This window comes from Stenomitos rutilans, assembly GCF_059505485.1.
This window is the reverse complement of record NZ_JCACKR010000118.1, coordinates 21,102-37,687: the sequence shown is the minus strand read 5'-3', so window position 1 is coordinate 37,687 and position 16,586 is coordinate 21,102. Positions and strand designations below refer to the sequence as shown.

17 protein-coding genes are annotated in these 16,586 nt (G+C 49.2%); 6 read left to right on the top strand and 11 right to left on the bottom strand.

Translation table 11 applies throughout. From position 1 onward, the window contains the following. Positions 1 to 82: 82 nt before the first annotated feature. Complete coding sequence (locus AC5JLP_RS25735; protein ID WP_496070690.1) at positions 83 to 913, top strand: alpha/beta fold hydrolase; 831 nt, start codon at positions 83 to 85, stop codon at positions 911 to 913. Between the two features lie 69 nt (positions 914 to 982). Here the strand turns inward: AC5JLP_RS25735 and AC5JLP_RS25730 are convergent, their stop codons facing one another. Next, the gene (locus tag AC5JLP_RS25730) at positions 983 to 1,825 is read right to left on the bottom strand and encodes a hypothetical protein (RefSeq protein WP_496070689.1); all 843 of its coding nucleotides are present in this window, start codon (positions 1,823 to 1,825) and stop codon (positions 983 to 985) included. A 135-nt stretch (positions 1,826 to 1,960) separates the two neighbouring features. After that, positions 1,961 to 3,040, bottom strand: coding sequence for a class II fructose-bisphosphate aldolase (gene fba / locus AC5JLP_RS25725; RefSeq protein ID WP_496070688.1), 1,080 nt, complete (start codon positions 3,038 to 3,040; stop codon positions 1,961 to 1,963). A 245-nt stretch (positions 3,041 to 3,285) separates the two neighbouring features. Here fba and AC5JLP_RS25720 point away from each other — a divergent pair, with 245 nt between their 5' ends. Beyond that, the gene (locus AC5JLP_RS25720) at positions 3,286 to 5,352 is read left to right on the top strand and encodes a S9 family peptidase (RefSeq protein WP_496070687.1); all 2,067 of its coding nucleotides are present in this window, start codon (positions 3,286 to 3,288) and stop codon (positions 5,350 to 5,352) included. 3 nt (positions 5,353 to 5,355) lie between these two features. Here the strand turns inward: AC5JLP_RS25720 and AC5JLP_RS25715 are convergent, their stop codons facing one another. Next, the gene (locus tag AC5JLP_RS25715) at positions 5,356 to 5,571 is read right to left on the bottom strand and encodes an Hfq-related RNA-binding protein (protein ID WP_496070686.1); all 216 of its coding nucleotides are present in this window, start codon (positions 5,569 to 5,571) and stop codon (positions 5,356 to 5,358) included. Between the two features lie 136 nt (positions 5,572 to 5,707). On the opposite strand from AC5JLP_RS25715, the gene dapF reads away from it, so the two are divergent. Then, positions 5,708 to 6,568 carry a diaminopimelate epimerase gene (dapF, locus tag AC5JLP_RS25710; protein WP_496070685.1) on the top strand — a complete coding sequence of 287 codons (861 nt, stop codon included), beginning with the start codon at positions 5,708 to 5,710 and terminating at the stop codon, positions 6,566 to 6,568. An 845-nt stretch (positions 6,569 to 7,413) separates the two neighbouring features. On the opposite strand, the gene AC5JLP_RS25705 is transcribed toward dapF, so the two are convergent. Both AC5JLP_RS25705 and AC5JLP_RS25700 read right to left on the bottom strand, forming a co-directional pair. Next, positions 7,414 to 8,271 carry an SAM hydrolase/SAM-dependent halogenase family protein gene (locus tag AC5JLP_RS25705; RefSeq protein ID WP_496070684.1) on the bottom strand — a complete coding sequence of 286 codons (858 nt, stop codon included), beginning with the start codon at positions 8,269 to 8,271 and terminating at the stop codon, positions 7,414 to 7,416. Positions 8,272 to 8,335: 64 nt separating this feature from the next. Then, the gene (locus AC5JLP_RS25700) at positions 8,336 to 8,659 is read right to left on the bottom strand and encodes a hypothetical protein (RefSeq protein ID WP_496070683.1); all 324 of its coding nucleotides are present in this window, start codon (positions 8,657 to 8,659) and stop codon (positions 8,336 to 8,338) included. A gap of 468 nt (positions 8,660 to 9,127) precedes the next feature. Here AC5JLP_RS25700 and pirA point away from each other — a divergent pair, with 468 nt between their 5' ends. Then, on the top strand, positions 9,128 to 9,289 hold the full coding sequence (gene pirA, locus AC5JLP_RS25695; protein ID WP_496070682.1) for an arginine synthesis PII-interacting regulator PirA: 162 nt from the start codon (positions 9,128 to 9,130) through the stop codon (positions 9,287 to 9,289). A 307-nt stretch (positions 9,290 to 9,596) separates the two neighbouring features. Here the strand turns inward: pirA and AC5JLP_RS25690 are convergent, their stop codons facing one another. From AC5JLP_RS25690 to AC5JLP_RS25680, 3 genes are all read right to left on the bottom strand, one after another. Then, entirely contained in the window at positions 9,597 to 10,451 is an 855-nt protein-coding gene (locus AC5JLP_RS25690) for a metal-dependent hydrolase (RefSeq protein WP_496070681.1), read from the bottom strand. 109 nt (positions 10,452 to 10,560) lie between these two features. Then, positions 10,561 to 11,475 (bottom strand): branched-chain amino acid transaminase, encoded by a 915-nt coding sequence (locus AC5JLP_RS25685; protein ID WP_496070680.1) that lies wholly within the window; start codon positions 11,473 to 11,475, stop codon positions 10,561 to 10,563. Positions 11,476 to 11,629: 154 nt separating this feature from the next. Further along, a complete protein-coding gene (locus AC5JLP_RS25680) occupies positions 11,630 to 12,094 on the bottom strand; it encodes a protein tyrosine phosphatase family protein (RefSeq protein WP_496070679.1) in 465 nt (154 codons plus the stop codon). A gap of 353 nt (positions 12,095 to 12,447) precedes the next feature. Here AC5JLP_RS25680 and AC5JLP_RS25675 point away from each other — a divergent pair, with 353 nt between their 5' ends. Beyond that, positions 12,448 to 12,690: a hypothetical protein gene (locus tag AC5JLP_RS25675; RefSeq protein ID WP_496070678.1), complete on the top strand. Its 243-nt coding sequence runs from the start codon at positions 12,448 to 12,450 to the stop codon at positions 12,688 to 12,690. Positions 12,691 to 12,828: 138 nt separating this feature from the next. On the opposite strand, the gene AC5JLP_RS25670 is transcribed toward AC5JLP_RS25675, so the two are convergent. Together AC5JLP_RS25670 and coaD are read right to left on the bottom strand one after the other, a co-directional pair. Continuing rightward, a complete protein-coding gene (locus AC5JLP_RS25670; RefSeq protein ID WP_496070677.1) occupies positions 12,829 to 13,560 on the bottom strand; it encodes a hypothetical protein in 732 nt (243 codons plus the stop codon). Continuing rightward, the gene (gene coaD, locus AC5JLP_RS25665; protein WP_496070676.1) at positions 13,449 to 14,021 is read right to left on the bottom strand and encodes a pantetheine-phosphate adenylyltransferase; all 573 of its coding nucleotides are present in this window, start codon (positions 14,019 to 14,021) and stop codon (positions 13,449 to 13,451) included. The genes AC5JLP_RS25670 and coaD overlap by 112 nt, the downstream gene beginning before the upstream one ends. A gap of 381 nt (positions 14,022 to 14,402) precedes the next feature. Between coaD and AC5JLP_RS25660 the strand changes: the two genes are divergently transcribed. After that, a complete protein-coding gene (locus AC5JLP_RS25660) occupies positions 14,403 to 15,215 on the top strand; it encodes a hypothetical protein (RefSeq protein ID WP_496070675.1) in 813 nt (270 codons plus the stop codon). 15 nt (positions 15,216 to 15,230) lie between these two features. On the opposite strand, the gene AC5JLP_RS25655 is transcribed toward AC5JLP_RS25660, so the two are convergent. Further along, positions 15,231 to 16,346, bottom strand: a complete 1,116-nt coding sequence (locus tag AC5JLP_RS25655; RefSeq protein WP_496070674.1) for a sensor domain-containing diguanylate cyclase — start codon at positions 16,344 to 16,346, stop codon at positions 15,231 to 15,233. Between the last annotated feature and the right edge of the window lie 240 nt (positions 16,347 to 16,586).

The window sequence follows — 16,586 nt, the reverse complement described above, 5'->3', positions numbered from 1 at the left end:
TCGGCTGTTGTCTGACTTCAGACATTGCCACTTCTGTCAATGCGTAAGTTCTATGGATCAGTAACACGAGGTGCAGAAACCCTTGAGCGTCAAGCAAGTACTTCACCTGCGATCGGATTCGGTGCCCGGTCAGCCTTCTCATACGGCTGCGTATTTGGAGCAGGGAATAGGAACGCCGTTACTCATGCTGCACGGCTTTTTGGGCGATGCCACGTGTTGGCTACCGCTAATGCAGCAACTAAAAGACCAAGTTCGTTGCATTGGGCTAGATCTGTTAGGCTTTGGGGACTCGGCTAAACCTCTAATTCGCTACGACGTGGCTCAAGAAGTGGCGTTTGTGCATCAGGTACTTGCTGCGCTCAAGCTTGAGTCTTGCTATCTTTTGGGGCATTCGTTTGGCGGATGGGTGGGGGCAGCCTATGCATTGGCGTATCCAGAAGCGGTCAAAGGATTGCTGCTGGCGGCTCCGGCTGGCATTCGAGACGATAGTTTTTGTGGACGCTATGACCACTTGCGTCCTTTGTTGTGGCGCACGCCTGCGGTTGATTGGGCACTCAGTGCCGCTAAACCGATCGCGTCCCTGATAGGTCAACGTTCAGCCGTCGATCAAATTGCCTGGTTTCGACGCGAATTGATGGCGCAGCCTGCGGCCTGCTCGTTTTTGCTCGATCGCCTGCGTCCCGAAGACGCGATCGACACCGTTGAGAAAGCCATCCATCGCCTGAACGTACCGACGTTGGTGATCACGGGCGATCGTGATGAAACCATCCCCCTCTGGCATTCTGAAACCTACGCCGATGAAATTCCAACCGCCGAACTAGCGATCATCCCAGATGCCGATCATGCACTGCCGCAAAAACATGCCGCTGAACTGGCTGCTTTAATCCTGCCGTTTTTAAGCGCTAACATTTGAGATAAAATCAACCCAATCGTCAATGACTGCGCCGAACGTTGGGTCAATCACTGAGGAATCGCAAGCTCCTTACTTCTGTAACTCAGGTTGCGCTTGCTTTTGATTAGAGCTATTGAATTGTTTCATCTGTTCACTCAAATTTGTGATGCGTGTAGCATCAAAGCCGAGATGAATTTGACTAAGATCTTGCAAACGCTTATCCATATAGTGAATAAATTTTGCTGGTTGTATTGTTTGGCCTGTCATATCTTGTCGCGTTGCCCAATAGCTCAACATCTCATTTCTTAAGGCAAAGTAGCTAAGATAAAGCGCTTGATTATCCTTGATATTTTCCTCCTGTTTAAATACAAGGGCAATATTTCCATACAAAATGACGGTACTGGATGACACAATAAAAATATTAATCAACGCGTTATTGACTCGATCCCATCCGTTTTTGCTGATGAAGAATAAGCAGATTGAAGCAACAACACTACCGCCACAAATCATCGAAAGTGAAATGTAATACTGCTTATAGAAAAAACCCATTACACTAGCATGTTTCTGAATTCGATCTTGAATCTGCTGAAATTGATCGATGAGTCTCGCTTTTTCAGGTAAGTTGGTGCCTAAATTGGCGATCGACGTGTTGATTGCTTCTGCTTTTAGCTCAACGGTTGCCGCAAGCCACTCATTTTGCTTTGTGCCTGCGAACCAAAACATAAGCGCATAGCTTAAACAAATGCCTAGAATTAAGCTTGTTGAAATGACAACGTGTCCTAATAGCGTTGGTTGATAATTCTGGGGTGACACAAAGTATTTTTGCCATTGCGGAGTGCTTTTTTGCGAAGCTTTTTCATCAGCGACTTCTACTTCAAGGCTATTCTCCGTTTGCTTTTCATCCGGATCATTACTATCTGTAGCTAATGACATAATCGGTCTCCTAAAGTTTGCGAGCAGAACGTTTGTTGCTTGTAAGTTGGCAGTAGCAAACTAGCTTGTGCAATAAAAAACCGGATAGCGGTTAAGCTACCCGGTCATTTTAACAAACCTGTGAAGGCAAAGTAATTACACGCCTACTGCCTTTTTCGTCACCGCAGCAAGGTCGCCTTTTGCATACTTAGCAGCATACTCATCTAAGCCGATTTGCTTGATCTTACTGGCGTTGCCTGCGGTACCAAACTGCTGGTAGCGATCGGCGCAGACCTTTTGCATGTACTTGATCGAAGGCTTGAGGAAGTGACGGGGATCAAACTCCTTGGGGTTCGATGCCAGTGCTTCACGGACAGCCGCCGTAATTGCCAAACGGTTGTCGGTGTCAATGTTTACCTTGCGCACACCGCTCTTAATGCCCTTTTGAATCTCTTCAACGGGTACACCGTAGGTTTCAGGGATTGCACCACCGTACTGGTTGATGATGGCAATCAAATCTTCGGGAACTGAAGAAGAGCCGTGCATCACCAGGTGGGTGTTAGGCAGACGGCGGTGAATTTCTTCGATGCGGCTAATGGCTAGAATTTCGCCCGTGGGCTTGCGGGTGAACTTATAAGCACCGTGGCTGGTGCCGATCGCCACTGCCAACGCATCGACTTGAGTTTGCTCTACGAAATCAACCGCCTCATCGGGATCGGTCAGCAGTTGGTCGTGAGAGAGTGCTCCCTCAAAGCCATGACCATCTTCCGCTTCACCTTTGCCAGTTTCTAGAGAACCCAAACAACCTAATTCACCTTCAACGCTGACCCCGATCGCGTGGGCCACTTTGACCACTTCGCGGGTGGTGTTGACGTTATACTCAAAACTGGCAGGGGTTTTAGCATCAGCCTGAAGGGAGCCATCCATCATGACGCTGCTAAAGCCGTTCTTCATGGCGGAATAGCAGGTCGATGGCGCGTTCCCATGATCCTGGTGCATCACGATGGGAATATGGGGGTAGGTTTCGATCGCAGCCAGGATGAGATGACGCAGAAAGTTTTCGCCAGCGTAGTTGCGGGCACCACGGGACGCTTGCAAAATTACAGGGCTATCTGTTTCTTCAGCAGCATGCAGGATTGCCCGAATCTGCTCCAAATTGTTGACATTATAGGCAGGGATGCCGTAGCCATTCTCTGCTGCGTGATCGAGTAGCAGCCGCAGTGGTACGAGCGCCATAGACAGTCCTCCGAGGTATGGGTGATTAGCTTTATAGTTCAGCTTAATTCTTACGTTAATCTTAAGATACTTTTTGAGCCACATGGATCAAGATCTTATGGTTTACCTCCTCAATAAGTAAAAATTACTATTTAATTTACTTATAGCTTTAGACTTTAGCTATGGCAAGAGAGGCATTCTCGTCGACTCTACCTTGCGTTTTATCGGTTACACATCACGCTACTAAGCTCTGAATCAACGGAACGATGGATCAAATCAGCTCTACGCCTCTAATTGCATCACCCCCAATCGCTGATCTCCAGCCCCATATTCTGTCACTGCATGGGGACGATCGCGTCGATCCTTACTTTTGGCTACGGCACCGAGACGACCCTGCAACGATCGCCTATCTGGATGCGGAGAACGACTATACGGAAGCGATGATGGCGCATACTGAGGCGCTGCAAACTGCTCTGTATGACGAGATGCTGGCTCGCATTCAAGAAACCGACTTATCGGTGCCGTATCGCAAAGGCGATTATTATTACTATTCACGGACAGAGACTGGAAAGGCTTATCCCATCTACTGCCGTAAAGCGGGCAGTTTAGACGTGCCAGAAGAGTTGTTACTTGATCAGAATGCTTTGGCAGAGGGCTATGACTTCTTCGATGTGGGGCTGTTGTCTGTAAGTCCCAATCATCAAATTTTGGCGTACTCGGTGGATACCAGTGGCTCCGAACGCTACACCCTGCTTTTCTTGAACCTAGTGACAGGGCAGCTCTATCCTGAAAAAATTCTTGAAACGGGGTATGGGTTTGCTTGGGGTAACGATAATCAAACCGTGTTTTATACGCTGGTTGACGAGGCCAATCGTCCGTTTAAGCTCTTGCGGCATCGGTTAGATAGCGCTGTGAGCGACGATGAGTTGGTCTATCACGAAACGGACGATTTCTACTACTTAGGCGTGGGCAAGACCCGCAGTGATGCCTACATTCTGCTTGAACTCCAGAGCAAAATCACCTCTGAAATTCACTATCTGGATGCTAATCAGCCAGAGGGAACGTTTCGGGTGATTCAGCCGCGATCGCCCGGAGTGGAGTATCAGGTTGAGCATCACAGCGATTCGTTCTACATTGTGACGAACGATGAGGCATTGAACTTTAAGCTCATACAAACCCCTGTGACAGCCCCCGCCAAAACGAATTGGCGCTTGGTAATTCCCCATCGTCCAGATGTCTTACTGGAGGGCGTGAGTGCCTTTGCCAAGCATCTGGTGATTTACGAGCGCGAGGCTGGCCTACCGACCGTTCGTGTGCGTCAGCTTGCGAGCGGGAAAGAACATTACATTCAGTTTCCAGATCCAACGTATGGGGTAGATGAGGGCAGCAATCCGGAGTTCAATACGGACACACTGCGCTTTAACTACAGCTCTCTGGTAACTCCACGATCGGTCTTTGACTACAACCTGGAAACGCAAGCACGGGAACTGAAAAAAGAAACCCCGGTGCTTGGTGGCTACGATCGCACCCAATATGCCAGCGAACGCCTGATGGCGACAGCCACGGATGGCACTCAAATCCCGATCTCGATCGTTTACAAAGAGGGACTGGCAAAAGATGGTAAAAATCCCCTGTTGCTGACAGGCTACGGTTCATATGGCTTCAGCTATCCCGCGACCTTTTCGTCTACACGTCTGTCGTTGCTGGAGCGTGGGGTGGTGGTGGCGATCGCCCATATTCGCGGTGGGTCAGAAATGGGTCGCCAGTGGTACGAAGACGGAAAGTTTTTAAAAAAGAAAAATACGTTTATCGACTTCATTGCCTGTGGGGAGCATCTCATCGCGCAGGGCTGGACAGCAGCAGACCAGTTGGCAATTATGGGCGGTAGCGCGGGTGGATTACTCATGGGGGCTGTCATGAATGCCCGTCCTGATCTGTGCAAAGTCGTCGTCGCGCACGTACCGTTTGTTGATGTGGTGACAACCATTCTGGATGATCACCTTCCCTTGTCCGTTATGGAGCGTGAAGAATGGGGTGATCCAAACGACAAGACTTTCTACGATTACATGAAGTCTTACTCGCCCTACGACAATGTGGAAGCTAAAGCCTATCCGAATCTGTTGATTACAGCAGGCTTGAACGATTCGCGCGTGGCCTATTGGGAACCTGCCAAATGGACGGCAAAGCTACGATCGCTCAAAACTGACGACAACCGTTTGCTGCTCAAAACAAACATGGGAGCTGGACATGGCGGCGCATCTGGACGCTATGACAGCCTTAAAGAAACGGCGTTTGAATACGCGTTTCTGTTTGACCAGTGGGGCTTAGGATGATGCTTACAGTCTGGGCTTTAGGTAGACAATGGCCTGCCGCCAAACGATCGTATTTTGGTCGTATTGGTCAACCAACGCCAGACAATCACTATCCTGCCAGCGAATTTTGCCAGCTAAAAGATCCCCTGTCACCAACTTAAGCTCGACTTCCGTCGTTTCCCGAATCAGATTTTGGATTTGACGCACGCTCGGTGAGCCAGTTTCAAGTTCTGTTGCCATGACGTTTATTGCTCCCTACAGGTTAAAAGCTGAAAGCTAAAACAGTTTTATCCTTTAGCCTTCATCCTTTATCATTTTCTTTCCCCTCTATCATTCCTCACCAGCGCCCCTTTCACACCACTCATCAAGAGAATCTATGACACTCGCATTCACGAAGTATCACGGTCTAGGCAACGATTTCATTCTGATTGACAATCGTGCGGCTACAGAGCCACACCTGACCCCAGAAGACGCGATTCAGTGGTGCGATCGCCACTTCGGTATTGGTGCTGATGGCGTAATCTTTGCCCTACCCGGACAGAACGGCACCGACTACACCATGCGTATTTTCAACAATGACGGGTCAGAACCCGAAATGTGTGGTAACGGTATTCGCTGTCTGGCTAAGTTTATTGCTGATCTGGAAGGCATTACAGAACCCCGCTCTTACAAAATCCACACGCTGGGCGGACTGATCACACCCAAACTAGAGGCTGATGGACTGATTACCGTTGATATGGGCGAACCTCGCTTGCTGGCAGCCGAAATTCCCACAACGCTCACAGCCCCAACCGAAAAAGTAGTGAACCAACCGCTGGAGGTGGCTGGAACGACTTGGCAGGTTAGCTGCGTTAATATGGGTAACCCCCACTGCGTCACGTTTGTCGATGACGTAGCTGCGATTCCGCTGGAGGCGATCGGGCCGCAGTTTGAATGCCATCCTGTGTTCCCCAAAAAGATCAACACTGAATTTATTCAAGTGGTGCGATCGGACTATCTCAAGATGCGCGTTTGGGAACGAGGGGCTGGTATCACGCTGGCCTGTGGAACAGGTGCCTGTGCTTCGTTAGTCGCAGGCGTGCTGAATGGGAAGTGCGTTGGCGAAGCCTCACCCCAGGTGAATCGTCGAGCGACTGTTGAACTCCCCGGTGGCCTGCTGCAAATCGAATGGTCTGAAGCTGACAACCGACTATATATGACAGGCCCCGCAGAAAAAGCTTTCGCCGGAACGCGCTAACGTGGCTGTTCAGCAGTCGCCAAAAATTTTGAAACAACAAAAATCTTGGAACAATATCAACTAACTTTACCGTCCGCCGCAAAAGCGTTGTTGTACTGCGTCGATCGCAGTTGCTAAATTTTCTTCCATTTCGGTTTATGGCTGAACCGTGTCATTGATAGAAGAGCAGCAACAGAACCTATAGCGACTATACTCGTAACCCAAATCACACATGAACTTGGCTTGAAGTGTTCTGGATAAACTTTGTAGAATACGCCCAGTGCAATCACATTACAGGCACCAACCAAAACGGCACAGGCAAAGTCATGAAAACGACGTGCTTTATTTGCGCTTACTGTCCATCGAGTTTCAGTGTTATAGCTCGGCAACTCTAAGCTCATGTTGTTGAGCCGCTCTAGCTCTGCTAAATATTGCCGAAGATTTGTGAGCGCTTGTTCGTATTTGCAATTCAGAAGCACTAATCATACCGAAGCAATTGAGAAACCATAAACGAGCCATCCAATGAATAGTGTATTTGGCTCTTCAACTCGTTTCGATGCGACAAGTGCAGCAATTAAACCTACAACAAGCGTAATGTAAAGAGATAGAGCGTGCTGCCTTTGACCGATCCGTGCGTTGACCTCATTGTATGCAGCAATATAACGATAATTTGCAGAGACATGATCTGTGGTGGTTACAGGTTGCATCATTTTCGATCGCTTTCGCTTGATTCTTCAGCATAAGGACGTTTAGATCCTAACCCAGTAAATCGTCACGGATTAGTATTGGACTGGGTACTAAATTTGAACAGATCAAGCTGGAATCGCTACCCTCACAGGCAGCTTAAGTAGCACAACAAATCATTGTCAGTCTAGCTGCTCACGTCTAGAAACCGTTTCGACCACAATACGAAGGTCGTCGCGATCAGTGCAAAGGCGGTCTTGAGCATTGCCCCCGCTGACGGCGATCTCAACCCAACTATGACTACCCACTAGGGCGAGTAACTCTCTAGGCTGACGATCGCCATAAATTGTTCTGCCCGGAATGGTTTCTCCATTAACCGATAACGACCAATCTGTTCCCACAACATACGCTCCGGGAATGTTGGTGATGATGTTGCCGAAGTGATCGATCGCTTGAACACAGCCGCTTATTCTGTAACCTTGATAAACTGTTGTACTCGTTTCTTCTAGCAAGCACTGAGGCACATTGAGACGGACGAGGGTTTCTGGCGCAATGCTTTCACCTACCTCGGTAAGTGGCACTCCGCTAGCCAAATGAGCGCCAACCGGGGCAAAAAGATCGCGCCCATGAAAGGTGGCGCTGGGTGTAGCTGATCGCCAATACTGAGGCTTTGTCAATGCCACGGCAGCGATCACAGGATGAGTCGTAAAAATCCCGCTCAAGAGTCCATTATCTGGGCCAACTAAAAAGCCGTTGGGCCGGGTCGGATCTTCGCCCACCGACAGGGCGATCGCTCGGCGAGTGCCTCCTACCCCTGGATCGACCACAGCCACATGAACCGTGCCTGCTGAAAAGTAAGGGTAGGCCGTCATCAAAGCAAAGCGCGCTAGAGCAATATTTTGCGGAGGAATTTGGTGGGTTAAATCAATCACGGTCAACGCTGGATTGACCTGCGCGATCGCGCCTTTCATCACGCCAACGTAACAATCGCTTAACCCAAAATCACTTAAAAGCGTCAGGATACGAGGCTGTGCCGTCATTTGCATTCACTACACTCGCGACCCTACACCCGTTTCTACATTGAGCGTTCTTACATTGAGTACCTTACATGGAGTAGCAATCAACAGGCATAGCAGACCAGTGTTGCTCCATAGATTCTAATTCAATGCTTGCTTCAATCGATTGATAAACGGCGTACAGCGCCTCTTCTAAGGTTTGGTCAGGCGCTATAAAGTAACCATAGCGTACAGCACGGCTGCGATCGTGATCGGCTGGATGATACCAATGCAGCCACATACCCTTATCCGTCCGCTCTCTAAAGACACGGCTCAAAAAAATCTGCCAGCCCATATAAACATGAAATGGCTCAGAACCATTCGCGGCAGGCGGGCGATCAGCTTGAACAGCTAAAGGGGAAGTTTGTATCATGCTCGATTACCGTCATTGCATGTCAATACGTTGCGATCTAATCCTACGGGTATCGATTGATGCACCTGCTGAAGCGTGACTGACGCAAGCTTATCTTTAGGATGCAACCATCAGCGCCGTTTTACCTCTATCAGTAGTTCGATTTCACACCACTGAAAGTCTTTTCCGGATGAACCGCGAGTCTTTTTTACGCGTTTAGCGTCTTTCATGCAGCGTGTTTCTAGTTAGGGTGTATGCAAGCCTCGAAAGGGTTAACCCGTCATTAGACATCGAGCTAAATGCCGTCGCTTAAACCTCTGAAGTTTTGGTCAAATGTAACGAAACCATCATAAAGAACCGCAAGCGGGCATACGAAGCGCCATCAAGTGCCGACCGTTAAATTCCGTATCATAAACTACCGTTTAATGCCGAAAGTGCTAGCATAGGCTTAGGACGACTATCACATCTGAATTAGAACAAATGTCTATTATGAACAAAAACCGTCAGGGAACTTTGACTCAAGCACAAGCTTCCCAAACTCACCGCGCCAACATGCAGAAAAACTTGCAGCGGCGGCTAGAAGCTGCACGAGCCAAAGGGGATGAGACACTCATTCGTCTTTTAGAAGCAGAAGCAAACTATATTGGCTAACGTTGCGATCGCAAAAGCAGTGGTGAATGTGGGTGCGTTTCACACAGAACGCACAGCCGCTTGTCGTTTTAACGAGTGATTTAGCGCTGCCTCTGTAAGGTGTGGCAGCAGAAAGTAGAGGATTGATTACGATCAATCCTCTACTTTTTTATGTTGTTCAATAGCGAGAGGGGTTGAGACTGCAACCCCCAATACATCTTGTCGGAAATAACCTATTACTGCACAAAAGCTCAGAGGCGGTGAGAACACGTTTTGCCTTCTGCCCTCTACTCCCCTACTTCTGCCTTACTGCACTAGCCAGTGCGGCTTAAAGCTTCATGACTTCGCCGACTTTCATGAGTTTGAGCTGACTTTTCACCCCTTGCTGCTGTAAGGCTTGCGAAAAGGCTTGGGGGGTTCCTGGTAAGTTAAAAAGGCCATAATGCATCGGCACAACCGTTGCTGGATTCACGAGCTTCACCGCTTCAGCAGCTCGTTGAGGCCCCATTGTAAACTGATCGCCAATGCAGGCCAGCATCAAGCTCACCTTTCTAAAACGAGGGATAAGTGCCATATCTGAAAACAGATCGGTATCACCTGTGTGGTAAATCACAGGACCATTTTTGACGCTGATGAGAAATCCGCCCGGATTGCCTGCAAAGGTAGAAGGGCTACTGTCAGAAGCAACCGAAGAACTGTGAACAGCGGGAATAAACGCCACCTTGACCTCGCCATTAAGCAGGTTGAGTTCACCCCCAAAATTGCCTTGCGTCTCAAATGTGACGAGGTCTTTGGGATACCCAGCGAAAGTAGCGATCGCCTGTCCCAAATCGAAAGTACTGACAAGCTTTGCCTTCGTTGTCTTAGCAATTTCCACCGCATTGCCGAGATGGTCAAAATGACCGTGAGTCACCAGAATCAGATCGACCTGCTTCAGATTCGCCACATCGGTTTTACCGTTGGGGTTAGCAGGGTTCTCCAGCCAGGGGTCAATCAACAGCACTTTGCCAGATGGGGTTGTGAGCTTAAAGGCAGACTGTCCATACCACAGGAGTTGTGTGTTGCCTGACTGGGCATTGCTACTAGCGCCCTGCCATCCTACTAGCCCAATAGTCAGAATGAGCGTTACCAGCGCCATAACCAGCTTCGGTGCCTGTTGCTGCACCCAGTGCCATACCTTCATACGTGATGTCCTTTGTGTCCAGCGATCGCAGCTTCAGCCTTGCCGCTACATACCGCAGCAAGACGCTACTCCAGAGCACTGTATCACCTTAAAGCGGGCTGTGGTGCCGCTAGGTAAAGGGGATCGTATCCACCCAGTCCTGATACTGAGGGTCGCACTTTTCGGTGATAGCAATCAGCTTCGTGCGCAGTTGTTCGGTAATGGGTCGATCGACAGGCAGTGTGTAATTTTCAACACGCTTAATGGGTGCTACTTTAGCCGCCGTACCCGTTAAAAATGCTTCATCAGCAATGTAGAGTTCTGATTTATCGACAGGGCGTTCGATTGTAGGAATGCCCATGTCTCTGGCAATAGTGAGTACGCTATCACGCGTAATGCCCTCCAAAATGTCTTGATCAAACCCCGGCGTAATCAGTTGCCCATTGCGCATGATAAAGAGATTCATCCCAGATGCTTCACTGACCTTGCCCTGCGCATTCAGCATAATGGCCTCGTCGAACCCTGACTCAACCGCTTCTGTTTTAGCAAGGGCAGAGGCAATATACGCAGCGGTAATCTTACCGCGCAATGGCATGCTATTGTCTGTCTGACGCTGCCATGAACTAATACGACAACTGACCCCTGCTGGCGACAAATAATCATCCATCGCCAACCCGTAGACCAGAAGGCTCTTTTCGACCTGATGGAGCCTGGGTGCAATGCCAAGCCCAGAGGTGTAAACCAGTGGACGAATGTAGAACGGCACTGTCGGGCGATTTTTTTGGATAAATTTGACAATGACTTGCTTGATTGTCGTGCTGGGTAAGTCGTAATGGAGAAACCGAGCGCTTTGGCTCAAGCGCTGGCAATGGCGCTCTAGCCGAAATAACAGCACCTGATCGGGATTTTGTGGATCGGGAATGCCCCGCAGACCACCGATCGCACCTGTGCCATAGTGCAGCGCATGGGTCGCGATCGAAAGCTTGGCATCCGTGAACGGCAGAAATTGGTCTTGAAGGTAGGCGATCGGTAAAAAATTATCCATAAGTTTGTGCTGTGAGGGAAAGACGGTGATGGTAAACGCTAGAGCGTGCTTTAAGAGTGCTGAGAACTGAGGACTGAGTGCTGAGAAAAGGCGCATACTCAGTCCTTAGCACTCAGCACTTGCCTAACCAAAGGCGACAGCTTTAAAACATAGCCTAGTGCTGTTGATAGTACTGCACGACTTGTGCGATGAATGCCTGCCAGCGATCGTTAGGTATCCAGATCGACTGCAAATCCCGTCGGGCGATCATCTCATCAACGCCTTCATACAGGCGACGATAGAGATACATGAACGCCGAAACGCGCATATTTTTCGCGCAATGAACAAACCGTGGCTGCTCTGCATGGGCTTGCATGGTGCTAAAGAACTGTTCCACATCCGCAAGCGCTGGCGCTTCCCACAGGACGGGAATGTGAACGTAGATCATTCCTTGCGCTTCGACCAACGCCTGCTCATGGGGTAGCGCATTGGTCGAACTGGGCAGCGCGAGATTAATCACAACACGATAGCCTGCGGCTTGAATAGCGGCAATCTGGGCCTCCGTCGGTTGCCCTGCCGTTGCAACCGTCTCTGAGATTTGGAGGAAGTTAGGGATAGCCGCGATCGCGGGTTCGGTCATGTTTAAGCGTGAGCCATAGCGATAATCTTTCTAGTACAGCACAATCTTCCTCTTGCGACGTATAGGCTGCATATTAGGATGCTCAGGTCTAAAAGTTAAACCTGCTCACAAAACGTCCGAGAGTCAACTATACAGAGCATTTTCTACCCCTTTCTCCCCTTTACCGTTTGTTCTCTGTCACCTGCCCTCCGCCTGTAATAACCGCTATACCTGCAAACCAGGACGATTCCATCTGCTTCAACATAGTCTTTTCGCTCAGGTCAAGATTCTGCAAAACCTGTTGACTTTCCAGTCTGAATGGGTAAATTAAGTGGAGATTATCCCGTCCTTTACGTCGCGTTTGGCATCCATCTATGGGTAGAAAAAAGAACCGCTCTGTTTTGACGTTGATTCTAGTTTGCGGTGCAGCTGGGGTCATTTTGGGTGGGACAGCAAGCTGGGCAGAGAGCAATAGCTGTCTGCAAGAAGCCGCCCCATCGGCTCAGTGCCTTAAGAAAAGCCCCATCACAAGAACGATCGAAGGGATGAGTGTCGGCCTAGTTGCAGGAATGGGTGCTGCTATGGGTGCTGTCTGGCAAGCAAAGCGAGCAAGCTAAATAGCAGGGCACTCAAACATAAGGGCGCGTTCTGGTAGCTGGAAAGGACGTTGAACTGCCGCGCTTAAGCAATTCATTAAGTGAAAACTAAGTGGATAGCTTGAGGCAATGTTGGCTGTTGCTGATCTACTCAGCGCTCTAGCTCTTTGTACGATCGCTTTTTGTGCTAGACGGTCGTGCCGACTGATTGCCAGAAGTTGTTTCTCTAGCGCGAGGAGGTGCCTCTGGCTGGAGTTGCTGCCGTCCATTGCGAACGACTCGCATCATTTCGTTCAGCTGCCGTTCCATTTCTTGTAGTACCCGATCGGCATATTCATCCGCGCCTGCCTGAATCTCTTCACATTCTGCGATCGCTAACCGCTGCATTTCTTCTAGTTCTTGCTGCGCTTGGCGACGCATCCGCTCAATTTCAGCAATAGTCTGAGCTTCTGCTGCTTCGCACTCCTGTTGTGCCTGCTGCCGCATTTGCTGCGCTTCAATTTCGGCCTGTCGCAAGATTCCCATCTCATTAAGAATCTGAGCTGCACGCCGTTCGGCATTTTCTACTACTTCTTGAGCGTACTGCTCCGCTTGTAGAAACAACTCCTCTTTTTGGCGCACGATCGCATCTGCCTCGTGAAACGCTTCGGGCAAACTCAGCCGCACCAAATCAAGCTGCTCTAGCAACTGCTCCTCATCAACCCACGTCCAGCGCGTCATAGGCACTCGCGGGCTGTCAAGAATGATTTCCTCTAGCCGATTTAATTCTCGCTGAATGTCTACGTTTCCCGATCGGGCAGACTCTCTATGAGCAATTCCGTTTTGGGATGGTCCGGCGTTGGCACTAAATTCGTGGTCTGGGCTGATACTGGAGGAATCTTGGCGAAGCATTGGTAAATATCTACGGCGACATGTTTTGGAACAAGATGATCGATCGCACCGCCAAACCTGGCGATTTCCTTAACGAGACTGCTGCTCAAAAAACTATACTCATTCGACGTGGCTAAAAAGACGGTTTCAATCTGAGCGGAAAGGGTTTTATTAGTATGAGCCATTTGCAGCTCCATCTCAAAATCAGAGAGGACTCGTAAACCGCGAAGCAGCGCGCTTGCATGTCGCATCTTGGCATAATTGATTGTTAAGCCATCAAAGCTATCCACTTCAAGATTAGACAGGTGAGGAGTCGAGCGACGGATTTGCTCAATGCGTTCTGGCACCGTAAACAAGGGCGTTTTGTTAGGATTGCGCAACACCGCAACGATGACCTGGTCAAAGAGTTTACAGCCTCGCTCAATAATGTCGAGGTGCCCCAGAGTAATGGGATCAAAGCTGCCAGGGTAAATCGCAAGCACGGACGTGACCAACGCTACTGAGGCGATTATAAAAGCAAATGCCACCGACTAAACGCGGAACTGCTGTGTACGTTCAGTTAAATACACTCTGACATTGAAAATCAAACAAGCTCAGCAGGGATGAACAATCAAAGGCTTTGTCTCTAAGCCACAAACCACACTATTCTACCAGACTGATATAATTCCTGGAAAAATTATCTACGCCTGATTTAGAGCACGATCGCGGTGGTTGAATAACCTTGAACCTTTACTATCGTTTACGGCTTTGCTCAAGCGATTTAATGGGAGTAGAAAATGGGGAATCGGGAGCAGGGACAGTGTTGTTAGTAAAAGTTGTTAGAAACAACGACAGCCAGTAGTTACAAGCATTGAGAGCAGATCATGATTACTAGGGAAGTCTTAACGGGTACGTATGCTCCTGATCCAGCACAGGTTGAAGTGGCGATGACGGCGATCGCAGCGTTTGAAGAATCCAACGCACCCAGTGCATGGGCTTTTCTCGACAAAGCGACCGTCATTGCTGATATGCGGGCACGTGTGCAGAACCCGTTTCAGGTCAACCAGGGTGGTCAGCCGTTTTGTGGCCCAGCGGCAGTGCTCGTCACGCTGCTACAAAAACAGCCGCTTCGCTATGTTGAGATCTGTCGCAGCCTGTTTCTGGTGGGTGGGTTTCAAGGCAGCAGCCAATACATCGCATCATCTGATCAACTTCGACATGCCAGCCGTGGCGATCTAAAAATGGGGCAGGCAGATTGGATGGTACTGGCAACCCTGCGCGATGCAGAAGATGTCATTTTCCCAGTAGAGCCTAACGCACCCGACATCATTCGCAATTTGGCTGGGATGACAAAATCGTGGGAGATGAAAGGTTGGGTCAGAGAAATTCTTGGCTATACCCATGTGGACTATGACCACGCTTATCTAATGAACGATGTGACCGCTATGCAAGATGCTGCCGCTGCACTGCAAGCAGGTGGTGTTGCGTTTGCCCTGATTACGGCTGAGGGTATGCTGGGCAATAATCCTCCCTTAGTCGCGTTTCCGAGCCACTGGATTGCGCTGTTAGGTAATCTTTCAGTACAAGGTGATCCGGTGACGTTTGACATCTACACCTGGTCACAGCAACTCCGTCTGACAATGGATGCCGGATCGTTTAAGAAGTACTTCTGGGCAACCGTTACGGGCACGCCGTAGCCTATGAACACTGACTTATGTTATCCGTTTACTTCGCTTGTGGGTGTACATCAAGGTGTCAGCTTGAGACATCATCTGCTCAAGTGTTGTCTCCTTGTCTACCTGACACATGGCGACTCCGATACTCATCGATAATTGATAAGAGCCTTCACACCCCTGGTTAAATTGTTCTATCTTTGCTTGCAGACGCTCCAATCCTTGATTGGTCTTAGTGCAGCCTGGAACAAAAACAGCAAACTCATCGCCTCCTAGTCGTGCTACGATATCTGACTCCCGAAAGGTTTGCTGTAACACTTGCCCTGCTGCTGTGAGTAACCGATCGCCACTCTCATGTCCATACTGATCATTCACCAGCTTTAGTCCATCGAGGTCAATAAACAGCAGGCAAACAGACGTGTTCATACGATGAGCTAATTTGAGTTGCTGTTCTGCCATCAGCAAAAAGCCGCGACGATTGTGTAAACCTGTTAATTCATCAGTAATTGAGAGTTTCTGCACGACGGCTTCTGCTGATCGACGCTCTAGTATCTCAACCTGTAAGCGAACAGTCGCGAATTCCAAAGCGGCTGTGCGGTCTAGCACTCGTTGCTCTAATTCGGCATAAACCTGCACATTTTCTAGCGCCAGTGCTGTTGCATCTGCCAGCGCTTGCAATAGCTCGACTTCTTCAGGGATGGGTTGACGCCGTTCTGCCCAATAGACGCCGATCGCGCCGATCGGATCTAACGTCCGAATAGGCACCATTGCAAGACTTTTAACAAAAGTGGGTTGGTACGCGGTAAACGGAATGCGCTCATCACCATAGACATCAGCAATCACGCAGGGTTGGCGATGATTCATCGTCCATCCACTAATACACACGTGCATGGGAAAGCGCCGCCCTTTCCAGAGTGGAGCGATCGCATCTTCATCGGCATAAAAACATTGATTCTGGTCACGTAATACAAAGCTTGCGCCGTCTGCGTGTGTGAGTTCGCGTGCCACAGACTTGACAATGGTCATGATGGTTTGCAGGTCACGTGCGGGGGAAAGCTCTTGTACAGCCACTACCAAACGCTTTAAGCCATGAAGCGTCGATGAAGAAGCGCTATCAGAAGCTAAAGGAATAGATATTGGTAGGGGAAAGTTCATGAGGAAGCCACTCCTTCAGTTAAAAAGGGAGAATCACGCGACAAAACGATACAAACCAAAATGCTCGCTATCTCAGGTAGATTTATGTTCTAACCATAGAGGTTCCTTCAAAAGTACTATTCAGTGTCTCTACGGTTTTATCCAATGTTTTAAGTAAATATTTATACTGACTTTTACAAATAATGAACGCCTCTAGATTGACATAGGCAGAGTAAGAGCTTGATGAGGTCTTCTCTTGCA